Source organism: Saccharothrix lopnurensis, assembly GCF_042658445.1.
GTDB lineage: Bacteria > Actinomycetota > Actinomycetes > Mycobacteriales > Pseudonocardiaceae > Actinosynnema > Actinosynnema lopnurensis.
Genome location: NZ_JBHSQO010000056.1, coordinates 37,063 through 57,801 on the forward strand (window position 1 = coordinate 37,063; position 20,739 = coordinate 57,801).

Annotated in this window: 2 protein-coding genes (1 of these 2 only partly in view); both read left to right on the forward strand. The window is 78.1% G+C overall.

The genetic code is table 11. The features are described 5' to 3' along the window. Positions 1 to 8,027: the 3' end of a type I polyketide synthase gene (locus ACFP3R_RS33105; protein WP_380642089.1), read on the forward strand. Its footprint begins 21,184 nt before the window's first position; only the last 8,027 of its 29,211 coding nucleotides appear in the window; the start codon falls outside the window, past its left edge; it ends in the stop codon at positions 8,025 to 8,027. Between the two features lie 5 nt (positions 8,028 to 8,032). Further along, positions 8,033 to 20,739, forward strand: a 12,707-nt coding sequence (locus tag ACFP3R_RS33110; protein ID WP_380642091.1) for a type I polyketide synthase, incomplete at its 3' end; no start/stop codon positions are given.

A 20,739-nucleotide genomic window follows, 5' to 3' on the forward strand; every position in this document is an offset into this window, starting at 1 on the left:
CCGGCGTCGCCGGGGTGGTCAAGGTGGTCCAGGCGATGCGGCACGGGGTCGTGCCGCGCACCCTGCACGTCACCGAACCCACCGGCGAGGTCGACTGGTCCGCCGGCGCGGTCGAGCTGGCGGCGGCGAACGCGCCGTGGCCGGACGCCGGTCGCGCGCGGCGGGCGGCGGTGTCGTCGTTCGGCATCAGCGGCACCAACGCGCACGTCGTGCTGGAGCAGGCGGAACCCGCCGGGGCGCCCGTGCCGCCGGACCTCGGCGCGCCGGTCGACGTCGCGGTGCCGTGGGTGCTGTCCGGCCGCACCGAGGACGCGCTGCGCGCCCAGGCGGCCCGGCTGCGCGCCCACCTGGACGGGCACGACCCGGCGGCGGTCGGCGCGGCCCTGCTGCGCCGCGCCCGCTTCGACCACCGGGCCGTCGTGCTCGGCGACGACCGGGCGGGCGCGCTGGCCGCGCTGGCCCGGGGCGGGGCGCACCCCGGCCTGGTGCGCGGGACGGCCGCCGACCGCGGACCGGTCGCGTTCGTGTTCCCGGGGCAGGGCGGGCAGTGGGTGGGCATGGCCCGCGAGCTGGTCGCGTCGTCGCCGGAGTTCGCCGACCGGCTGCACGAGGTCGACGCGGCGCTGTCCGCGCTCGTGCCGTGGTCGCTGTTCGACGTGCTGGGCGACGCCGAGGCGCTGGCGCGGGTCGACGTGGTGCAGCCCGCGCTGTTCGCGGTGATGGTCTCGCTCGCGCACACCTGGCGTGCGCTGGGCGTGGAGCCGGCGGGCGTCGTCGGGCACTCGCAGGGCGAGATCGCGGCGGCCTGCGCGTCCGGCGCGCTGTCGCTGGAGGACGCGGTCCGCGTCGTGGTGCTGCGCAGCCGGGCCATCGCCGAGGTGCTGGAGGGCCGCGGCGGCATGGCGTCGGTCGCGCTGTCGCGGGCCGAGGTGGAACCGCTGCTGGAGCGCTTCGCCGGCCGCGCGGTCGTCGCGGCGGTCAACGGGCCGCGCGCGGTCGTGCTGTCCGGCGACGTGGACGCGCTGGACGCGCTGGTCGTCGAGCTGGTGGCGCGGGACGTGCGGGCCCGGCGCATCCCGGTCGGCTACGCCTCGCACTGGTCCGGCGTGGACGCGGTCGAGGAGCGCGTGCTGACCGACCTGGCCGGCGTCGAGCCGGTGTCGGTGCCCACCGGGTTCTACTCGGGGCTGCGCGGCGCGGCGGTCGACACCGCGGACCTCGACGCGGGCTACTGGTTCCGCAACCTGCGCGAGCGGGTGGACTTCGCGGGCGCGGTGCGCGCCGCGGCCGACGCGGGTACCGACGTGTTCGTGGAGGTCGGTCCGCACCCGGTGCTGTCGATGAGCGTGCGTGACGTGGTGGGTGACGACGCCGTGGTGGTGGGTTCGCTGCGGCGCGGCGAGGGTGGCGCGGACCGGTTGTTGTGGTCGGTGGCGGAGGCGTGGGTGGCGGGCGTGCCGGTGCGCTGGGAGGCGCTGTGCGAGGGCGTCGCGCCCGCCGCGCTGCCGACCTACGCGTTCCAGCACGAGCGGTTCTGGCCGCCGATGCCCGAGCCGACCGCGCCGAAGGCCGACGACGGCTTCCTGGCCGGGCTCGACCCGGAGATGTCGGTCGGGGACGCGCTGGCCCTGTTGGCGCGGCCCGGCGAGGCGGGCGACGACTGGCTGTACCGGGTCGCCTGGCGACCCGTGCCGCCGGTGGACGCCCCGCCGCTGTCGGGCGACTGGCTCGTGCTGGTGCCCGCCGACGACCCCGACCCGGGGTGGACCGCGCGCGTGGCCCCCGCCGGCACGGTCGTCGCGCTGGACACCGCCGCGCCCGACCGCGCCGCGTACGCCGCCGCGCTCCCGGCCGGGAACCACGCGGGCGTGCTGTCGCTGCTCGGCGCGGACGAGCGCCCCTACCGCACGGGTGCCGCCCGCGGCCTGGCCGCCACGCTCGCGCTGGTCCAGGCCCTCGGTGACGCCGGCACCACCGCGCCGCTGTGGTGCGCGACCCGCGCCGCCCACGCCGTCACCTCCGGCGAACGGGCGGGCAACCCCGCCCAGGCGGCGGTGTGGGGCCTGGGCCGGGTCGTCGCGCTGGAGCACCCCGAGCGCTGGGGCGGCCTGCTCGACCTGCCCGCCGACGCCGCCGACCTCGACCACCGGGCCCTGGCCGCGGTGCTCGACGGCTCCGGCGTCGAGGACCAGGTGGCGCTGCGCCCGGCCGGTGCGCACGGCCGCCGGTTCGAGCACGCGCCGCCCGCGCGGGTCACCGAGCGGACCGAACCGCCCGCCACCGCCCTGGTCACCGGCGGCACGGGCGCCCTGGGCGCGCACGTGGCCCGCTGGCTGGCCGGCGAGGGCGCGCGGCACCTGCTGCTCACCAGCCGCCGCGGCGCCGACGCGCCCGGCGCGGAGGCGCTGCGGGCCGAGCTGGAGGCGCTGGGCGCGCGGGTCACGATCGCCGCGTGCGACGTGGCCGACCGCGATCAGCTCGCCGCCGTGCTCGACGCGATCGGCGAGGACTGCCCGCTGACCGACGTCGTGCACACCGCCGCCGTCCTGGACGACGCCATGGTCGACGCCCTCACCCCCGGGCGGGTGGACGAGGTGCTCGCGGTCAAGGCGCTGGGCGCGTGGCACCTGCACGAGCTGACCCGCGACCGCGAACTGGTCTCGTTCGTGCTGTTCTCGTCGATCGCGGGCGTGTTCGGCGTGCCGGGCCAGGGCAACTACGCGCCCGGCAACGCCTACCTCGACGCCCTCGCCGAGCACCGGGCCGCCCTCGGGCTGCCCGCGCTGTCGGTGGCGTGGGGACCGTGGGGCGAGGGCGGCATGGCCGAGGGCGAGGTGGGCCGCACGGCCCGCCGCCACGGGTTCGTCGAGATGGACCCGGACGTCGCGGTCGTCGCGCTGCGCACCGCGATGGCGGGCCCGCGGCCGGCGCTGGCCGTGGCCGACGTCGAGTGGGACCGCTTCGGCGTCGCCTTCACCGCGAGCAGGCCCAGCCCGTTCGTCGCCGACCTGCCCGAGGTGCGGGCGCTCGCCACCCGCGTCGCCCCCGCGACCGACGACGCCGGCTTCGCCGCCCACCTGGCCGCGCTGCCCGCCGCCGAGCGGGTGCCGGCCGCGCTGGCGCTGGTCCGCGACCGGGTGGCCGCCACCCTGGGCTTCGGCTCGGCGGCCGACGTGCAGCCCCGCACCCCGTTCCGCGACCTGGGCACCGACTCGGTGACCGCCCTGGAGCTGCGCAACCTGCTCAACGCGGCCACCGGTCTGCGGCTGCCCACGACCGTGGTGTTCGACCACACCAGCCCGCAGGCCCTGGCCGAGCACGTCGTGGCCGAGCTGACCGGCTCCGGCGCGGACCGGGAGGGGGGCGCGGTCGCCGCCGCGGACGGGGAGCCGATCGCCATCGTCGGCATGGCCTGCCGGTTCCCCGGCGGCGTGTCCACCCCCGACCGGCTGTGGGACCTGCTGGCCTCGGGCGGCGACGCGATCACCGGCCCGCCGGCCGACCGCGGCTGGAAAGTCGAGGGAATTGCCTACTCCTCCCTTGACGACACTGGACGGGTGTACGCGCTGGCTGGTGGTTTCGTGCGGGAGGCGGCCGAGTTCGACCCGGCCTTCTTCGGCATCTCGCCGCGCGAGGCGCTGGCCATGGACCCGCAGCAGCGGCTGCTGCTGGAGACCTCCTGGGAGGCGTTCGAGGACGCCGGGATCGTCCCGGAGACCCTGCGCGGCACCAGGACCGGTGTGTTCGCCGGCACCAACGGGCAGGACTACGCCACGCTGCTGCGCGACTCGGACGCCGACCTCGGCGGGCACGTGGGCGTCGGCAACAACGCCAGTGTCCTGTCCGGGCGGGTGGCCTACGCGTTCGGCCTGGAGGGCCCGGCCGTCACGGTCGACACGGCCTGCTCGTCGGCGCTGGTCGCCATGCACCTGGCGGTCCGGTCGCTGCGGTCGGGCGAGTCGACGCTGGCGCTGGCCGGCGGCGTGACCGTGATGGCGACGCCCGGCGTGTTCGGCGAGTTCGCCCGGCAGGGCGGGCTGGCGCCGGACGGGCGCTGCAAGGCGTTCTCCGCCGACGCCGACGGGGCGACGTTCTCCGACGGCGCGGGCACCGTGGTGCTGGAGCGGCTGTCCGACGCGCGGCGCAACGGCCACCGCGTGCTGGCCGTGATCCGGGGCTCCGCGGTGAACTCCGACGGCGCGTCCAACGGCCTGACCGCGCCCAACGGGCCGTCCCAGCAGCGGGTCATCCGGGCCGCCCTGGCCGACGCCGGGCTGCGCCCGGACGAGGTGGACGCGGTGGAGGCGCACGGCACGGGCACGTCCCTGGGCGACCCGATCGAGGCGGGCGCGCTGCTGGCCGCCTACGGGCAGGACCGGGACGCGCCGCTGCTGGTCGGCTCGGTCAAGTCCAACCTCGGCCACACCCAGGCCGCGGCCGGCGCGGCGGGCGTGATGAAGGTCGTGCTGGCGCTGCGCCACGGCCTGCTGCCGCGCACCCTGCACGTGAGCGAGCCGTCACCGCACGTGGACTGGTCGAGCGGCGCGGTCGAGCTGCTGACCGCCGAACGGCCGTGGCCCGCGGGCGGGCGGCCGCGCCGGGCGGGCGTGTCCTCGTTCGGCATCAGCGGCACCAACGCGCACCTGGTCCTGGAGCAGGCCCCCGCGGTCGGGGAGCCCGCCGCGGAGCCGGCCGGGACCGGCCCGGAGCGGCCGGTGCTGCTGCCGCTCTCGGCGACGACCCCGGCGGCGCTGCGCGACCAGGCCGCCCGCCTGCTCACCCGCCTGACCGGCGGCGTGGAGCCGGGCGAGGTGGACCCCGACGGCGTTGATCCCCGCGACGCCGGGTTCGCGCTGGCCACCAGGCGGACCGCGTTCGACCACCGGGCCGTGGTGCACGGCGCCGACTGGGCGGCCGGGCTGCGGTCGCTGGCCGCCGGCGAGCCGTCCGCGTCGGTGGTCGAGGGCGTGGTCCGCGACGCCGCCGGCACGGCGTTCCTGTTCACCGGCCAGGGCGCGCAGCGCGTCGGCATGGGCGCCGGCCTGCGGGCCGCGTTCCCGGTGTTCGCCGCCGCGTGGGACGAGGTCCGGGCCGAGCTGGACCCGCACCTGTCCCGGCCGCTGGACGAGGTCGTGGCCTCGGACCTGGTGCACCGCACCGGGTTCACCCAGCCCGCGCTGTTCGCGTTCGAGGTGGCGCTGTTCCGGCTGGCCGAGTCGCTGGGCCTGCGGGCCGGGGCGCTGGTCGGCCACTCCGTCGGCGAGATCGCGGCGGCGCACGTCGCCGGGGTGTTCTCCCTGGCCGACGCCTGCCGACTGGTGGCGGCGCGCGGCCGGCTGATGCAGGAGCTGCCCGGGGGCGGCGCGATGGTCGCGATCCGGGCGGCGGAGGCCGACGTGCTGCCGCTGCTGGGCGAGGGCGCGTCGATCGCCGCGGTCAACGGGCCGGCCGCCGTGGTCGTGTCCGGCGACGAGGACGCCGTGGACGCGGTGGCCGCCCACTTCGGGCGGACCAGGCGCCTGGTCGTGTCGCACGCGTTCCACTCGCACCGGGTGGACCCGGTGCTCGACGCGTTCCGCGAGGTCCTGTCCGGCATCGCCTTCTCCGCGCCCCGCGTCCCGGTCGTGCCGACCGCCCCGAGCGGGCACGGCGTCGACACCCCGGACTACTGGGTGGACCAGGTGCGGCTGCCGGTCCGGTTCGCCGACGCCGTCGCCGGCCTGCGGGCGTCCACCCTGGTCGAGATCGGCCCGGACGGCGTGCTCGGCGCGCTGGCCGCCGACGTGGTCGCGGACCGCGTGGTGGTCGCCCTGACCCGGGCCGACCGGGACGAGGCCGCCGCGCTGGCCGCCGCCGTGGCCCGCCTGCACGTCTCGGGCACGGCGCTGGAGTGGACGGGCTGGTTCGGCGCCCGCCCCGCGCACGTCGACCTGCCCACCTACGCGTTCCAGCGCAGGCGCTTCTGGCCCGAGCCCGCCGCCGGCGCGCCCGCGTCGACCGACCCGGCCGAGGCGGAGTTCTGGGAGGCGGTCGACCGGGCCGACACCGACGCCGTGGCGACCGCGCTCGACCTGGGCGGCGACGCGGCCCTGGCGGGCGTGCTGCCGGCGCTGTCGGCGTGGCGGCGGAGGTCGCGGGAGACGGCGGAACTGGACGCGTGGCGCTACCGGGCCACGTGGGAGCCGGTCCCCGACCGGCAGGCGCTGCTGTCGGGCACCTGGCTCCTGGTGACCCCGCCGGAGCCGGAGCCGCGGGACCTCGCGGTCGGCGAAGCCCTCGCCGCGCACGGCGCGGAGGTCGTGCGCCTCGCCGTGCCGCCGGGCGCGGACCGGGCGGCGGTCGCCGTGCGGCTGCGCGAAGCCCTCGGGGGCGCCACCCCGGCCGGCGTGGTGTCCCTGACCTCCGCGGGGACCGACGCCCACCGCAACCTCGTCGCCACCGCCGGCCTGGTGCAGGCGCTCGGCGACACCGGCGGCGCCGGCCCGCTGTGGGTGCTGACCCGCGGCGCGACCGGCGACCGGCCCGACCCCGCCCAGGCGGCGGTGTGGGGACTCGGCCGGGTCGTGGCGCTGGAGCACCCCGGCCTGTGGGGCGGCCTGGTCGACCTGCCGCCGGTCCTCGACGCCCGGTCCGCCGAACGGCTCGCCGGCGTCCTCGCCGGCCGGGCGGAGGACCAGGTGGCCGTGCGCCCGACGGGCGTCGTGGCCCGCCGCCTGGTGCCCGCGCCCGGTGGCCCGGCCACCCGGACGTGGCGTCCCTCCGGCACGGTCCTGGTGACCGGTGGCGCGGGCGCGCTCGGCCGCCGGGTCGCCCGCGCCGTGGCCAAGGCCGGCGCGCGGCACGTCGTGCTCGTCGGCCGGCGCGGTGAGCGCTCGGACGGCGCGGCCGAGCTGCGGACCGAGCTGGCGGACCTGGGGGTGGGCGCCACCTTCGCCGCCTGCGACGTGGCCGACCGGGACGCGCTGGCCGCCGTGCTGGCGGACGTGCCCGACCTGACCGCCGTGGTGCACGCGGCCGGCGTCCTGGACGACGGCGTGGTGGAGACCCTGTCGCCCGAGCGGTTCACGGCCGTCCTGCGCGCCAAGGCGCTGGGCGCGCGGAACCTGCACGAGCTGACCCGGGACGTGCCGCTCGACGCGTTCGTGGTGTTCTCCTCGTTCGCCGGCGCGGTGGGCGCGGCGGGCCAGGGCAACTACGCCGCCGCCAACGCCTTCGTCGACGCGCTCGCCGAGCGGCGGCGCGCCGAGGGCCTGCCCGCGACCTCGATCGCGTGGGGGCCCTGGGCCGAGGCGGGCATGGCGCGCGACCCCGGCGCGGCGGACCGGCTGCGGCGCAGCGGGTTCACCCCGCTGGACCCGGAACGCGCCGTCGCCGCCCTGTGGCACGCCGTCGAGCGCGACGCCACCGTGATCGTCACCGAGGTGGACTGGGCGCGCTTCGCGCCCGGCTTCACCGCGGCCCGCCCGTCGCCGCTGCTCACCGGCATCCCGCAGGCCCGGTCCCGACCGGCCGAGGCCGAGCCGGACACCTGGCGCGACCGGCTGGCCGCGGCCGACGCGGCGACCCGGGACCGGCTGCTGCTGGAGCTGGTCCTCGCCACCACCGCGCAGGTGTCCGGCCACCAGGCCGGCGAGGAGCCCGACCCGACCGTGGCGTTCAAGGACCTCGGGTTCGACTCGCTGATCGCGGTGGAGTTCCGCAACCTGCTGGGCGCCCGCGTCCGCGCGGACCTGCCCGCCACGTTGATCTTCGACCACCCGACGCCGCGGGCGGTGGCCGACCACCTGGTCCCGCTGTTCGGCGGGGCCGAGGTGGACCTGCACGCCGAACTGGCCCGGGTGGAGCGGCTCCTGGCCGCCGCGCCAGGGGGCGAGCGCGCCGCGATCTCGGTGCGGCTGCGTTCGCTCGTACGGGCCTGGGACGCCGACCGGCGCCCCGCCGACCCCGGCGCCGACCCGGGGCCCGCGCTCGACTCGGCGACCGCCGACGAACTGTTCGACCTGCTCGACGACGAACTCGGGAAGTGACCGCCGTGGCCAGTGAAGACAAGCTGCTCGACTACCTCAAGCGGGCCACCGCCGACCTGCGCGACACCAAGCGCAGCCTCGACGAGGCACGGCGCCGCGAACGGGAGCCGATCGCGGTGGTCGGGATGGGCTGCCGGTTCCCCGGCGGCGTCGACGACCCGGAGCAGCTGTGGGACCTGGTCGCGGCGGGCGGTGACGCCATCGGCGGTTTCCCGACCGACCGGGGCTGGGACCTGGCCGCGCTCGGCGCGGCGGCGGCCACGGCGCGCGGCGGGTTCCTGCCCGGCGCGGGCGACTTCGACGCGGACTTCTTCGGCATCTCGCCGCGCGAGGCGCTGGCGATGGACCCGCAGCAGCGGCTGCTGCTGGAGGTCGCGTGGGAGGCGCTGGAGCGGGCCGGGCTCGACCCGACCGCGCTGCGCGGCGGCGACACCGGCGTGTTCGTCGGCACGAACGGCCAGGAGTACGGGCACCTCGTGCACGCCTCGGGCGCGGACGTCGAGGGCCACCTGGGCACCGGCAACGCGGCCAGCGTCCTGTCCGGCCGCCTGGCCTACGTGCTGGGCCTGGAGGGGCCCGCGGTCACGGTCGACACGGCGTGCTCGTCCTCGCTGGTCGCGCTGCACTGGGCGGCGCACGCCCTGCGCACCCGGGAGTGCGGGCTGGCGCTGGCCGGCGGCGTCACGGTGATGTCCGCGCCCGGCGCGTTCGTCGAGTTCTCCCGGCAGGGCGGGCTGGCCGCGGACGGCCGGTGCAAGGCGTTCGCCGACGGCGCGGACGGCACCGGCTGGTCCGAGGGCGTCGGCGTGCTCGTGCTCGAACGGCTCTCCGACGCCCGGCGCAACGGGCACCGCGTGCTGGCGGTGGTCCGGGGCTCGGCGGTCAACTCCGACGGCGCGTCCAACGGCCTGACCGCCCCCAACGGCCCGTCCCAGCGCCGGGTGATCTGGCAGGCGCTGGCCAACGCCGACCTGTCCCCGGCCGAGGTGGACGTGGTCGAGGCGCACGGCACCGGCACCGCGCTGGGCGACCCCATCGAGGCGCAGGCCCTGCTGGCGACCTACGGCCTGGACCGCGACGAACCCGCCTACCTCGGGTCGGTCAAGTCCAACCTGGGCCACACGCAGGCCGCCGCCGGCGTCGCGGGCGTGATCAAGGCCGTGCAGGCGATGCGGCACGGCGTGCTGCCCGCGACCCTGCACGTGGCGCGCCCGACGACGGCCGTCGACTGGTCGGCGGGCCGCGTCGAGCTGCTGACCGAGGCCCGCGACTGGCCGGAGGTGGACCGGCCGCGCCGGGCCGCGGTGTCCTCGTTCGGCCTCAGCGGCACGAACGCGCACGTCATCCTGGAGCAGGCCCCGGAGGAGGAACGCGCGGAACCCGCGGAACCGGTCGTGGGCGCGGTCCCGGTGTCGGCGCGGGACGCGGACGCGGTGGACGCGGCGCGCGCCCGCGGCGCGCTGGGCGCGGTGCCGGTGCTGGTGTCGGCGCGGGGCGCCGCCGCCCTGCGCGCCCAGGCCGCGAGGCTGCGCGACCACGTCGCCGGGTCCACCGCGCCCGCCGCCGACCTCGCGTTCGCCGCCGCCACCACGAGGGCCGCGCTCGACCAGCGGGCGGCCGTCGCCGCCCGCGACCGCGCGGCGGTGCTGGCCGGCCTCGACGCGCTGGCCGCCGGCACCCCGCACCCCGACGTGCTCACCGGCACGCCCGCCCGCGGCGGCCTGGGCGCGCTGTTCGCCGGCCAGGGCGCGCAGCGCGCGGGCATGGGCCGGGAGCTGCACGCCCGGTACCCGGTGTTCGCCGCCGCGCTGGACGAGGCGCTGGCCCTGCTCGACACCTCGACCGAGGTGCTGTTCGCCGAGCCCGGCACGCCCGGCGCGGCCCTGCTGGACTCCACCGACCACACCCAGGCCGCGCTGTTCGCGTTCGAGGTGGCGCTGTTCCGGCTGCTGGAGTCGTGGGGCGTCCGCCCGGACCTCCTGCTCGGCCACTCCGTCGGCGAGATCGCCGCCGCGCACGTCGCGGGCGTCCTGACCCTCGCCGACGCCTGCCGCCTGGTCTCCGCGCGCGGCCGGCTCATGCGCGCCCTGCCCGAGGGCGGCGCGATGGTCGCCGTCCGCGCGGCGGAGGCCGACGTGCTGCCGCTCCTGCCGCCCGGGGTCGCGGTGGCGGCGGTGAACGGGCCCGCCTCCGTCGTCCTGTCCGGGCCGGAGGACGCCGTGCTCGCCGTCGCCGGGCGCCTGGGCGACAGGGCGAGGCGGCTGCGGGTGAGCCACGCCTTCCACTCGCCGCTGATGGACCCGGTGGCGGAGGAGTTCCGCGCCGTCGCCGAGACGATCACCCACGCCGAGCCCGTCATCCCGATCGTGTCCACGGTGACCGGTGGGCCGCTGCGGCCGGACAGCTGGGCCGACCACTGGGTCACCCAGGTCCGCTCCACCGTGCGGTTCGCCGACGGCGTGCGGCGGCTGGTGGACGACGGCGTGCGCACGCTGCTGGAGATCGGTCCCGACGGGTCCGTGTCCGGCATGGCGCAGGCCAGTGCCGGCGCCGCCGCCGTGGTGCCCACCCTGCGCCGCGACCGCGGCGAGGACGAGGCACTGGCCGCCGCGGTCGGCGCGCTCGCGGTCGGCGGCGCGCGCCCCGACTGGGCGGCGTTCCTCGGCCCGCGCACCGCGGTCGAGCTGCCGACCTACGCGTTCCGGCACGAGCGGTTCTGGCCCGAGGCGCCCGAGGCCGCCGAACCGGGGGACGACGGCTTCTGGGACGCCCTGACCGCCACCGACCTCGACCGGCTCAGCGCCGACCTCGACGTGGACCAGGCCGCCCTGGGCGCGGTCGTGCCCGCGCTGTCGGCGTGGCGGCGGCGCAGGCGCGAGCGGTTCGTCACCGACGGCCGCCGCTACCGCGCGGTGTGGACCCCGGTCGAGCCGGGGCCCGCCGGGAACCCCGACCCGTGGCTGGTCGTCGTGCCCGCCGCGCACCTCGGCTCCGACTGGGTGGGTCGGGTCGTCGCCGCGCTCGGCGTGACGGCCGTCGTGACGCCGGACGACCTGACCCGCGCCGGGCTGGTGGCCTCGCTGCGGCCCGCCCTGCTCGACGGGGCGGACTTCGGCGGCGTGCTGTCCCTGCTGGCCCCGGCGGACCCCACCGCCGGCGCGTGCCTGGTGCAGGCGCTCGGCGACCTGGGCGTGGACGCCCCGCTGTGGTGCGCCACCCGCGAGGTCGAGGCCGACCCGGCGCAGGCCGCCGCGTGGGGCCTCGGCCGCGTCGCCGCCCTGGAGCACCCGCGCCGCTGGGGCGGTCTGGTCGACCTGCCCGCCGCGGTGGACGCCGCGACCGCCGCCCTGCTGCCGCGCGTGCTCGCGGGCGACGAGGACCAGGTGGTCGTGCGCGCCGGCGGCGTGCTGGCCCGACGCCTGGTCGCCGCCCCCGCTCGGACTGCACATCCGTCCAGTGTGTGGTCCGGTGACGCCGTGCTCGTCGCCGGCGGCACCGGCCGGGTCGGCTCGCGGATCGCGCGCCACCTGGCCCGCGAGGGCGTCCACCTGCTGCTGGTCGCCCGCACCGCCGACGCCGGCGCGCACGCCGACCTGCGCGCCGAACTCGAAGCGGCGGGCGCCCGGGTCACGTTCGCCGCCTGCGACCTCACCGACCGCGCCGCCGTGGACGCGCTGCTCGCCGAGCACCCTGTGACGTCCGTCGTGCACGCCGTCGGCGTCCACGACGACCGGGTGCTCGACGGCGCGGACGCCGACCACCTCGCCCACGCCCTCACCGGCGCGCGGACCGCCACCACCCTGCACGAGGCCACCGCCCACCTCGCCCTCGACGCGTTCGTCCTGTGCTCCTCGCTCACCGGGGTCACCGGCGTCCTGGGCCGCGCCGGGCACGCCGCCGCGCACGCCGTCCTCGACGCCCTGGCCGAGCACCGCCACGCGCGCGGCCTGCCCGCCACCGCCGTCGCCTGGGGACCGTGGGACCTGCCGGACAACCCGGCCGCCACCGCCTTCGGGCGCGGGGCGGCGCCCCTGGACCCCGACTCGGCCCTGGACGCGCTGGACCTCGCGATCGCCGAGGGGCTGCCCGCGCTGACCGTCGCCGACGTGGACTGGTCGGCGTTCCTGGACCTGGCGCTGCTCAGCCGCCCCGCGCCGCTGTTCGCCGACCTCCCGCAGGCCCGGCGCACCGTCGCCGCCGCCGAGGCCGACCGCACCGACGCCGGCACCACCACCTCCGAGCTGCGCGACCGCCTCGCCGCCATGCCCGCCGCCGACCGGGGCGCGGCGGTGCTCGACGCCGTCCGCACCGTCGCCGCGTCCGTGCTGCGCCGCACCGATCCCGACGCCATCGAGGCCGACCGGCCCTTCCGCGACCTCGGGTTCGACTCGCTGACCGCCGTGGAGCTGCGCAACGGCCTGGGCGCGCTCACCGGCCTGGACCTGCCCGCCACCCTCGTGTTCGACCACCCGACGCCCGCCGTGCTCGCCGCGCACGTCCTCGCCGAGCTGGTCGGCGGTCCCGCCGCGCTGGTGCCGACCGCCGCGCGCGCCGCGGTGGACGACGACCCCGCCAGGACCGACCCGATCGCGATCGTCGGCATGGCCTGCCGCTACCCCGGCGGCGTGCGCTCGCCGGAGGACCTGTGGGACCTGCTGGTGGAGGGGCGCGACGGCATCGGCCCGTTCCCCACCGACCGCGGCTGGGACCTGGACGCGCTGGCGGGCGCGGACTTCGGGTCCTCCCGCACCCGCGAGGGCGGCTTCCTGGAGGCCGCGGCGGACTTCGACGCCGGGTTCTTCGAGATCTCGCCGCGCGAGGCCCTGGCGATGGACCCGCAGCAGCGCCTGCTGCTGGAGGTCACCTGGGAGTCCCTGGAGCGCGCCGGCATCGACCCGGCCACCCTGCGCGGGCGGGACACGGGCGTGTTCGTCGGCACCAGCGGCCAGGACTACGCGGGCGTCGCGGCCCACGCGCACGAGGAGGTGCTGGGCCACCTCAACAGCGGCAACTCGGCCAGCGTGCTGTCCGGGCGCATCTCCTACGTGCTCGGCCTGGAGGGGCCGGCGGTCACGGTGGACACGGCGTGCTCCTCGTCGCTGGTGGCGCTGCACCTGGCCGCGCGGTCGCTGCGGGCGGGGGAGTGCGACCTGGCGCTGGCCGGTGGCGTGATGGTGATGTCCACCCCGGCGGGGTTCATCGAGTTCAGCGAGCAGGGCGCGATGTCGGCCGACGGCCGCTGCCGCTCGTTCTCCGCCGGCGCGGACGGCGTGGGCTGGTCCGAGGGCGTCGGCGTGCTCGTGCTGGAACGGCTCTCCGACGCGCGCCGCAACGGCCACGACGTGCTGGCCGTGGTGCGCGGTTCCGCGGTGAACCAGGACGGCGCGTCGAACGGCCTGACCGCGCCCAACGGGCCGTCGCAGCAGCGGGTGATCCGCGCCGCGCTGGCCGACGCCGGCCTGCGTCCGTCCGATGTGGACCTGGTGGAGGCGCACGGGACCGGCACCACGCTGGGCGACCCGATCGAGGCGCAGGCCGTGCTCGCCGCCTACGGCCGGGACCGCGAACGCCCGCTGCTGCTGGGCTCGATCAAGTCCAACATCGGCCACGCGCAGGCCGCCGCCGGCGTCGCGGGCGTGATCAAGGTCGTGCAGGCCATGCGGCACGGCCTGGCCCCGCGCAGCCTGCACCTGGACGCGCCGTCGCCCCACGTGGACTGGACGGCCGGGTCCGTCGAGCTGCTGGCGCGGGCCCGCTCGTGGCCGGAGACGGGTCGGCCGTGGCGGGCCGCCGTGTCGTCGTTCGGCGTCAGCGGCACCAACGCCCACACGATCATCGAGCAGGCCCCCGACGCGCCGGCCGTGCGCGAACCGGCTCCCGAACCGGAGCCCGCACCGGCGGCCGACCGCGTCCTGCCGTGGGTGCTGTCCGCGAAGACCCCGGCCGCGCTGCGCGACCAGGCCGCCCGGCTGGCGGCGTTCGTCGGTCGGCGCACCGACCTGCGCACCGTCGACCTGGCGTACTCGCTGGTCACCAGCCGCTCGGCGTTCGCGCACCGCGCCGCCGTGGTGGCCGCCGACCGGGACGAGGCGATCGCCCGGCTGACCGCGTTCGCCGAGGGCGGCGAGGGCGTCGTGGCCCGCGGCAGGCCCCGCACCGCGTTCGTGTTCGCCGGGCAGGGCTCGCAGCGCGCCCGGATGGGCTGCGGGCTGCACGAGTCGCACCCGGTGTTCGCCGCCGCGCTGGACGAGGTGGCCGCCGTGCTCGACGCGGAGTCCGGCTGGTCGCTGCGCGAGGTGCTGCTCGACGGCGACCTGGACCGGACCGGGTTCGCGCAGCCCGCGCTGTTCGCGGTCGAGGTGGCCCTGTTCCGGCTGCTGGAGTCGGCCGGGGTGCGGCCGGACGTGCTGGTCGGTCACTCGGTCGGGGAGATCGCGGCGGCGCACGTGGCGGGGGTGTTCTCGTTGGCGGACGCGTGCCGCCTGGTGGTGGCGCGGGCGAACCTGATGCAGGCCCTGCCGGCGGGCGGGGCGATGGTCGCGGTGGCGGCGCCCGAGGAGGTCGTCGCGCCGCTGCTGGTCGACGGGGTGTCGATCGCCGCGGTGAACGGTCCCGCCGCGCTGGTGGTCGCCGGGCCGGAGGACGCCGTGCGGGCGGTCGAGGAACGGCTGTCCGGTCACCGGACCAAGCGGTTGCGGGTGAGCCACGCCTTCCACTCGGCGTTGATGGACCCGGTGCTGGAGGACTTCCGGCGCGTCCTGGACGGGATTTCGTTCGCCGAGCCTCGCCTCGCCTACGAGCCCACGGCGGTGGGTGCCTGGAACTCGCCGGACTACTGGGTCGGCCAGGTCCGCGACACCGTCCGGTTCGCCGACGCCGTGCGCGCCACGGGCGCCGGGTTGTTCGTTGAGATCGGGCCGGACGGGTCGCTGACCGGCGCGGTGCAGGACGGCGCGGCGGACGGCGCGCTCGTCGTGCCGCTGCTGCGCCGCGACCGGGACGAGCCCACGGCGCTGGTCACCGCCCTGGCCCGGCTGCACACCGCGGGCGCGGGCGGTGTCCTGGCCGCCTTCGCGGGCACCGGGGCGCGCCGCGTCGACCTGCCCACCTACGCCTTCCAGCACACCCGCTACTGGCCGCGCGCCGCGGACGCCGCGGGCGACGTGACCGCGGCGGGCCTGCGCCCGGCCGGTCACCCGCTGCTCGGCGCGGCCGTCGAGCTGCCCGACTCCGACGGGCACCTGTTCGCCGGCAGCCTGTCCGTGCGCAGCCACCCGTGGCTGGCCGACCACGCCGTGCTCGGCGCGGTCGTCGTGCCCGGCACGGCCCACCTGGAACTGGCCGTCCGCGCGGGTGACGAGGTCGGCTGCTCCCGGGTCGAGGAGCTGACCCTGCACACGCCGCTGGTGCTGCCCGCCCGGGGCCGGGTGGACGTGCAGGTCGCCGTGGGCGCGCCCGCCGACGACGGCACGCGCGCGCTCGCCGTGTACTCCCGCCCCGAGGCCACCGACCAGCCGTGGACGCGGCACGCGACCGGCGTGCTCGCCACCGGCGCGGTCCCGGCCGCGCCCGGCGAGGCGCAGTGGCCGCCCGCGGGCGCGACCGCCGTGCCGCTGGAGGGCTTCTACCCCGACCTCGCCGAGGGCGGGTTCGGCTACGGACCGGTGTTCCAGGGGCTCACCGCCGTGTGGCGGCGCGGCGACGACACCTTCGCCGAGGTCGTGCTGCCGGAGACAGGCGACTCGGCGGGCGCCTCCGCGTTCGCCCTGCACCCCGCGCTGCTCGACGCCGCCCTGCACGCCACCGCGTTCGCCCTGCCCGGCGGCGGTGGCGCGGCCCGCCTGCCGTTCTCCTGGTCCGGTGTCACCGTCCACGCGGGCGGCGCGGGCGCGGTGCGGGTCCGGCTCACGCCGGTCGGCCCGGACGCCGTGGCGCTGGCCCCGGCCGACGCGGACGGCGAGCCGGTCGCCACGGTCACCTCGCTGACCCTGCGCCCGTTCGCCGCCGACGCCCTCGCCGCCCCGGCCGCGCCGCCCTCGGTGTTCCGCGTCGACTGGACGCCCGCGGCGGTCGCGGCGACGCCGCCGGTCGGGGCGACCCCGCCGGCCGCGCCGGTCGTCGTCGGCCCGCACGACCTGGGCCTGCCCGGCGCGGTGCGCCACACGACCCTGGCCGACCTCGCCGAGGCGACCGGCGTGGTGTTCGCGCCGGTGCAGGGCGACCCGTCGCGCCCGGTCGAGTCCGCGCACGAGGTCGCGGTGCGCGTGCTGGAGCTGTGCCGGACCTGGGTGTCCGACACCCGGTTCGGCGACGCGGTGCTGGTCGTCGTCACGCGCGGCGCGGTGTCCGCGCGCGGCGAGGACGTCGCCGACCTCGCCGCCGCCGGCGCGTGGGGCCTCGTGCGGTCCGCGCTGATGGAGGAACCCGGCCGCTTCGCGCTGGTCGACCTCGGCCCGGACGACCCGGCCGAGTCGCTGGCCGCGGTGCCGACCGCGGCCGAACCGCAGGCCGCGGTGCGCGACGGCGAGGTGCTCGTGCCCCGCTTCGCCCGCGTGCCCGCCGACGCGCCCCGCCGCACCGCGCCGCTGGTGGAGGAGGAGCGCGCGGTCCTCGTCGCCGGTGGCACGGGCGGCCTGGGCGGGATGCTCGCCCGGCACCTGGTGGTCAACCACGGCGCGCGCAGGCTGGTGCTCGCGGGTCGTCGCGGCCCGGCCGCCGCCGGGGTGGGCGAGCTGGTCGCCGACCTGACCGGGCTGGGCGCGGAGGTCTCCGTGGTCGCCTGCGACCTCACCGACCGCGACGCCGTGCGCGCCCTCGTCGCCGCGCACCCCGTGGGCGCGGTCGTGCACGCCGCCGGCGTCCTGGACGACGGCGTGCTGTCCTCGCTGACGCCCGAGCGGATGGCCGGCGTGCTGCGGCCCAAGGTCGACGTGGCCTGGCACCTGCACGAGGCCACCGCCCACCTGGACCTGACCGCGTTCCTGGCCTACTCGTCGGTGTCCGGCACGCTGGGCAGCCCCGGCCAGGCCAACTACGCCGCCGCCAACGCCTGGGTCGACGCGCTCATGCGGCACCGCGCCGCCGCCGGCCTGCCCGCCCAGTCGCTGGTGTGGGGGCCGTGGGCGCGTGAGGGCGGCCTCACCGGCACGCTCACCGACGCCGACCTCCAGCGCATGGCCCGCTCCGGTATGCCCGCCATGCCCGCCGAGACCGGCCTCGCGCTGTTCGACGCGGCCGTGGCGACCGCCGAACCCGTCGCCGCGCCCCTGCACCTGGACCTGACCGTGCTGCGCGGCCGGTTCGAGGTGCCCGCCCTGCTGCGCGGTCTGGTGCCGCCCACCCGGCGGTCCGCCGCCCGAGCCGGCTCCGACGCCGCCCACGCCCTGTCCGAGGTCCTGTCCGCGCTGCCCGTCGAGGAACGGGCCGGCGCGCTGGCCGGGATGGTCGCCGAGCAGGTCGCCGTCGTCCTCGGGCACGGCACGGCCGACGCCGTGGACCCCGACCTGCCCTTCCGCGAACTCGGCTTCGACTCGCTGACCTCGGTCGACCTGCGCAACCGGCTCGGCGCGGCCACCGGGCTGCGGCTGCCCGCGACCCTGGTGTTCGACTACCCGACCCCGGTGGCGCTCGCCGCGTACCTCGGCGACGAACTGCTGGGCGCGCTCGCCGACGCGCCCACCGCCGTGCCGGCCACGCGCGCCGCCGCCGACAACGACGACCCGATCGTCATCGTCGGCATGGGCTGCCGCTACCCCGGCGGCGTGCGCTCGCCCGAGGACCTGTGGCGGCTCGTCTCCGACGGCGTGGACGCGGTCACCGACTTCCCGACCGACCGCGGCTGGGACGTCGACAACCTCTACCACCCCGACCCCGCGCACCCCGGCACGTCGTACACCCGCTCGGGCGGGTTCCTGCACGAGGCGCCCGAGTTCGACGCGGCGTTCTTCGGGCTGTCGCCGCGCGAGGCGCTGGCCACCGACGCGCAGCAGCGGCTGCTGCTGGAGGCGTCCTGGGAGGCGGTGGAGCGCGCGGGCGTGGACCCGGTGACGCTGCGCGGCAGCCGCACCGGCGTGTTCGTCGGCGTGATGTACAGCGACTACGCGTTCACCCTGTTCAACGTCGCCGACGCGGAGGGCTACGGCGGCAACGGCAGCGGCGGCAGCATCGCGTCCGGCCGGGTCGCCTACACCCTCGGCCTGGAGGGCCCGGCGATCACCGTCGACACGGCGTGCTCGTCGTCCCTGGTCACCCTGCACCTCGCGGCGCAGGCGCTGCGGCAGGGGGAGTGCGACCTGGCGCTGGCGGGCGGGGTGACCGTCATGTCCACGCCCAACGTGTTCGTCGACTACAGCCGGCAGCGCGGCGTGTCCCCGGACGGCCGCTGCAAGTCGTTCTCCGACTCGGCCGACGGCGTCGGCTGGGGCGAGGGCGTCGGCATCCTGGTCCTGGAGCGCCTGTCCGACGCGCGCCGCAACGGGCACGACGTGCTCGCGGTGGTGCGCGGTTCCGCCGTCAACCAGGACGGCGCGTCGAACGGCCTGACCGCGCCCAACGGGCCGTCGCAGCAGCGGGTCATCCGCGCCGCGCTGGCCAACGCCGGCCTGACGCCGGCCGACGTGGACGTGGTCGAGGCGCACGGGACCGGCACCACGCTGGGCGACCCGATCGAGGCGCAGGCGGTCCTCGCGACCTACGGCCAGGACCGGGAACGCCCGCTGCTGCTCGGGTCGATCAAGTCGAACCTGGGCCACACCCAGGCGGCGGCCGGTGTCGCGGGCGTCATCAAGGTGGTCATGGCGATGCGGCACGGGGTCGTGCCGCGCACCCTGCACCTGGACGCGCCGTCGTCCCACGTGGACTGGGACGCCGGGGACGTCGAGCTGCTGCCCGAGCCGGTGCCGTGGCCGGAGACCGGCCGGGTGCGCCGCGCGGGCGTGTCGTCGTTCGGCATCAGCGGCACCAACGCGCACACCGTCATCGAGCAGTGGCCGGTGGACGACACCCGGCCCACCGCCGCCGCCACCCCGTCCGCCGTGCCGCTCGTGGTGACCGCCAAGACGCCCGAGGCGCTGCGCGACCAGGCCGCCCGGCTGGTGGCCCACCTGGACACCGCCGACCTGCTCGACACGGCGTTCTCCCTGGTCACCACCCGGTCGTGGTTCGAGCACCGGGCCGCCTTCACCGCCGTGACCAAGGCCGACGCCATCGGGGCGCTGACCGCGTTCGCCGAGGGCGGCACGTCGACCGCCGTGCGCGGCAAGGCCCGCGTGGGCCTGCTGTTCGCGGGCCAGGGCGCGCAGCGGGTCGGCATGGGGGAGGAGCTGGCCGCCCGCTTCCCGGTGTTCGCCGAGGCCCTGGCCGAGGTCTACGCCGCGCTCGACGCCGAACTGGGCCTGTCGCTGCGCCAGGTCGTCACCGCCGGCGACGGGCGGCTGGACGACACCGCCTTCACCCAGCCCGCCCTGTTCGCCGTCGAGGTGGCCCTGTTCCGGCTCGTGCGCTCGTGGGGCGTGCGGCCGGACGTGCTGGTCGGCCACTCCGTCGGCGAGGTCGCCGCCGCGCACGTCGCCGGCGTGCTGTCCCTGGCCGACGCCGCGCGCCTGGTCGTCGCGCGCGGCCGGCTCATGTCCGCGCTGCCGGCCGGCGGGGCGATGGTCTCGGTGCGCGCCTCGGTGGCCGACGTCGCGGCCGTGCTGGACGACGACGTGGTGCTGGCCGCGGTGAACGCGCCGGACGCCCTGGTGATCGCCGGTCCGGAGGACCGCGTGCTGGCCGCCGCCGACCGGCTGGCCGACGCCGGTCACCGCACGCGCCGGCTCGCCGTGAGCCACGCCTTCCACTCCCCGCTGGTGGACCCGGTGCTGGACGACTTCCGGGCCGTCGTCGAGGGGCTGGCGTTCGCGCCGCCGCGAATCCCGATCACCTCGACGGTGACCGCGCTGCCGCTGGACGCCGAGACCGCGTGCTCACCGGACTACTGGGTGGACCAGGTGCGGCGGACCGTGCGGTTCGCCGACGCGGTGGCCTCCCTGGAGGTCACCGCCCTGGTGGAGATCGGCCCGGACGGCTCGCTCAGCGCCGCCACCGGGGCGGTCCCGCTGCTGCGGCGCGGCACCGGCGAGGAGGTCTGCGCCGCGACCGCGCTGGCCCGGCTCGCGGTGGCGGGCGTGCCGGTGACGTGGTCGGAGGTGTTCGCGGGCACCGGCGCGCGGCGCGCCGACCTGCCGACCTACGCCTTCCAACACCGCCACTACTGGCCGCAGGGCCTGCGCCTCATGGCGGGCGGCCTGGGCAGCCTCGGCCTGCGCGACTCCGGGCACCCGCTGCTGGCGGCGAGCGTGGAGCTGACCGAGACCGGCGGGCACCTGTTCACCGGCAGCCTGTCGTTGGACACGCACCCGTGGCTGGCCGACCACGCCGTGCTGGGCGCGTCGATCCTGCCCGGCACCGCGTTCCTCGACCTGGCCCTGCACGCCGCCGCCGAGGCGGGGTGCGCGCGGGTGGAGGAGCTGACCCTGGCCGCGCCGCTCGTGCTGCCCGAGCGCGGCTCGGTCGTGGTCCAGGTCGCCGTCGGCGCGGCCGACGAGACCGGCGCGCGGTCGCTGTCCGTCCACTCCCGACCGGAGGACGAGGACGGCCCGTGGACCGGGCACGCCGCCGGCACCGCGACCACGGCCGCCGCCGCGCCCGCCGCGCCGACCGAGCACGCCGG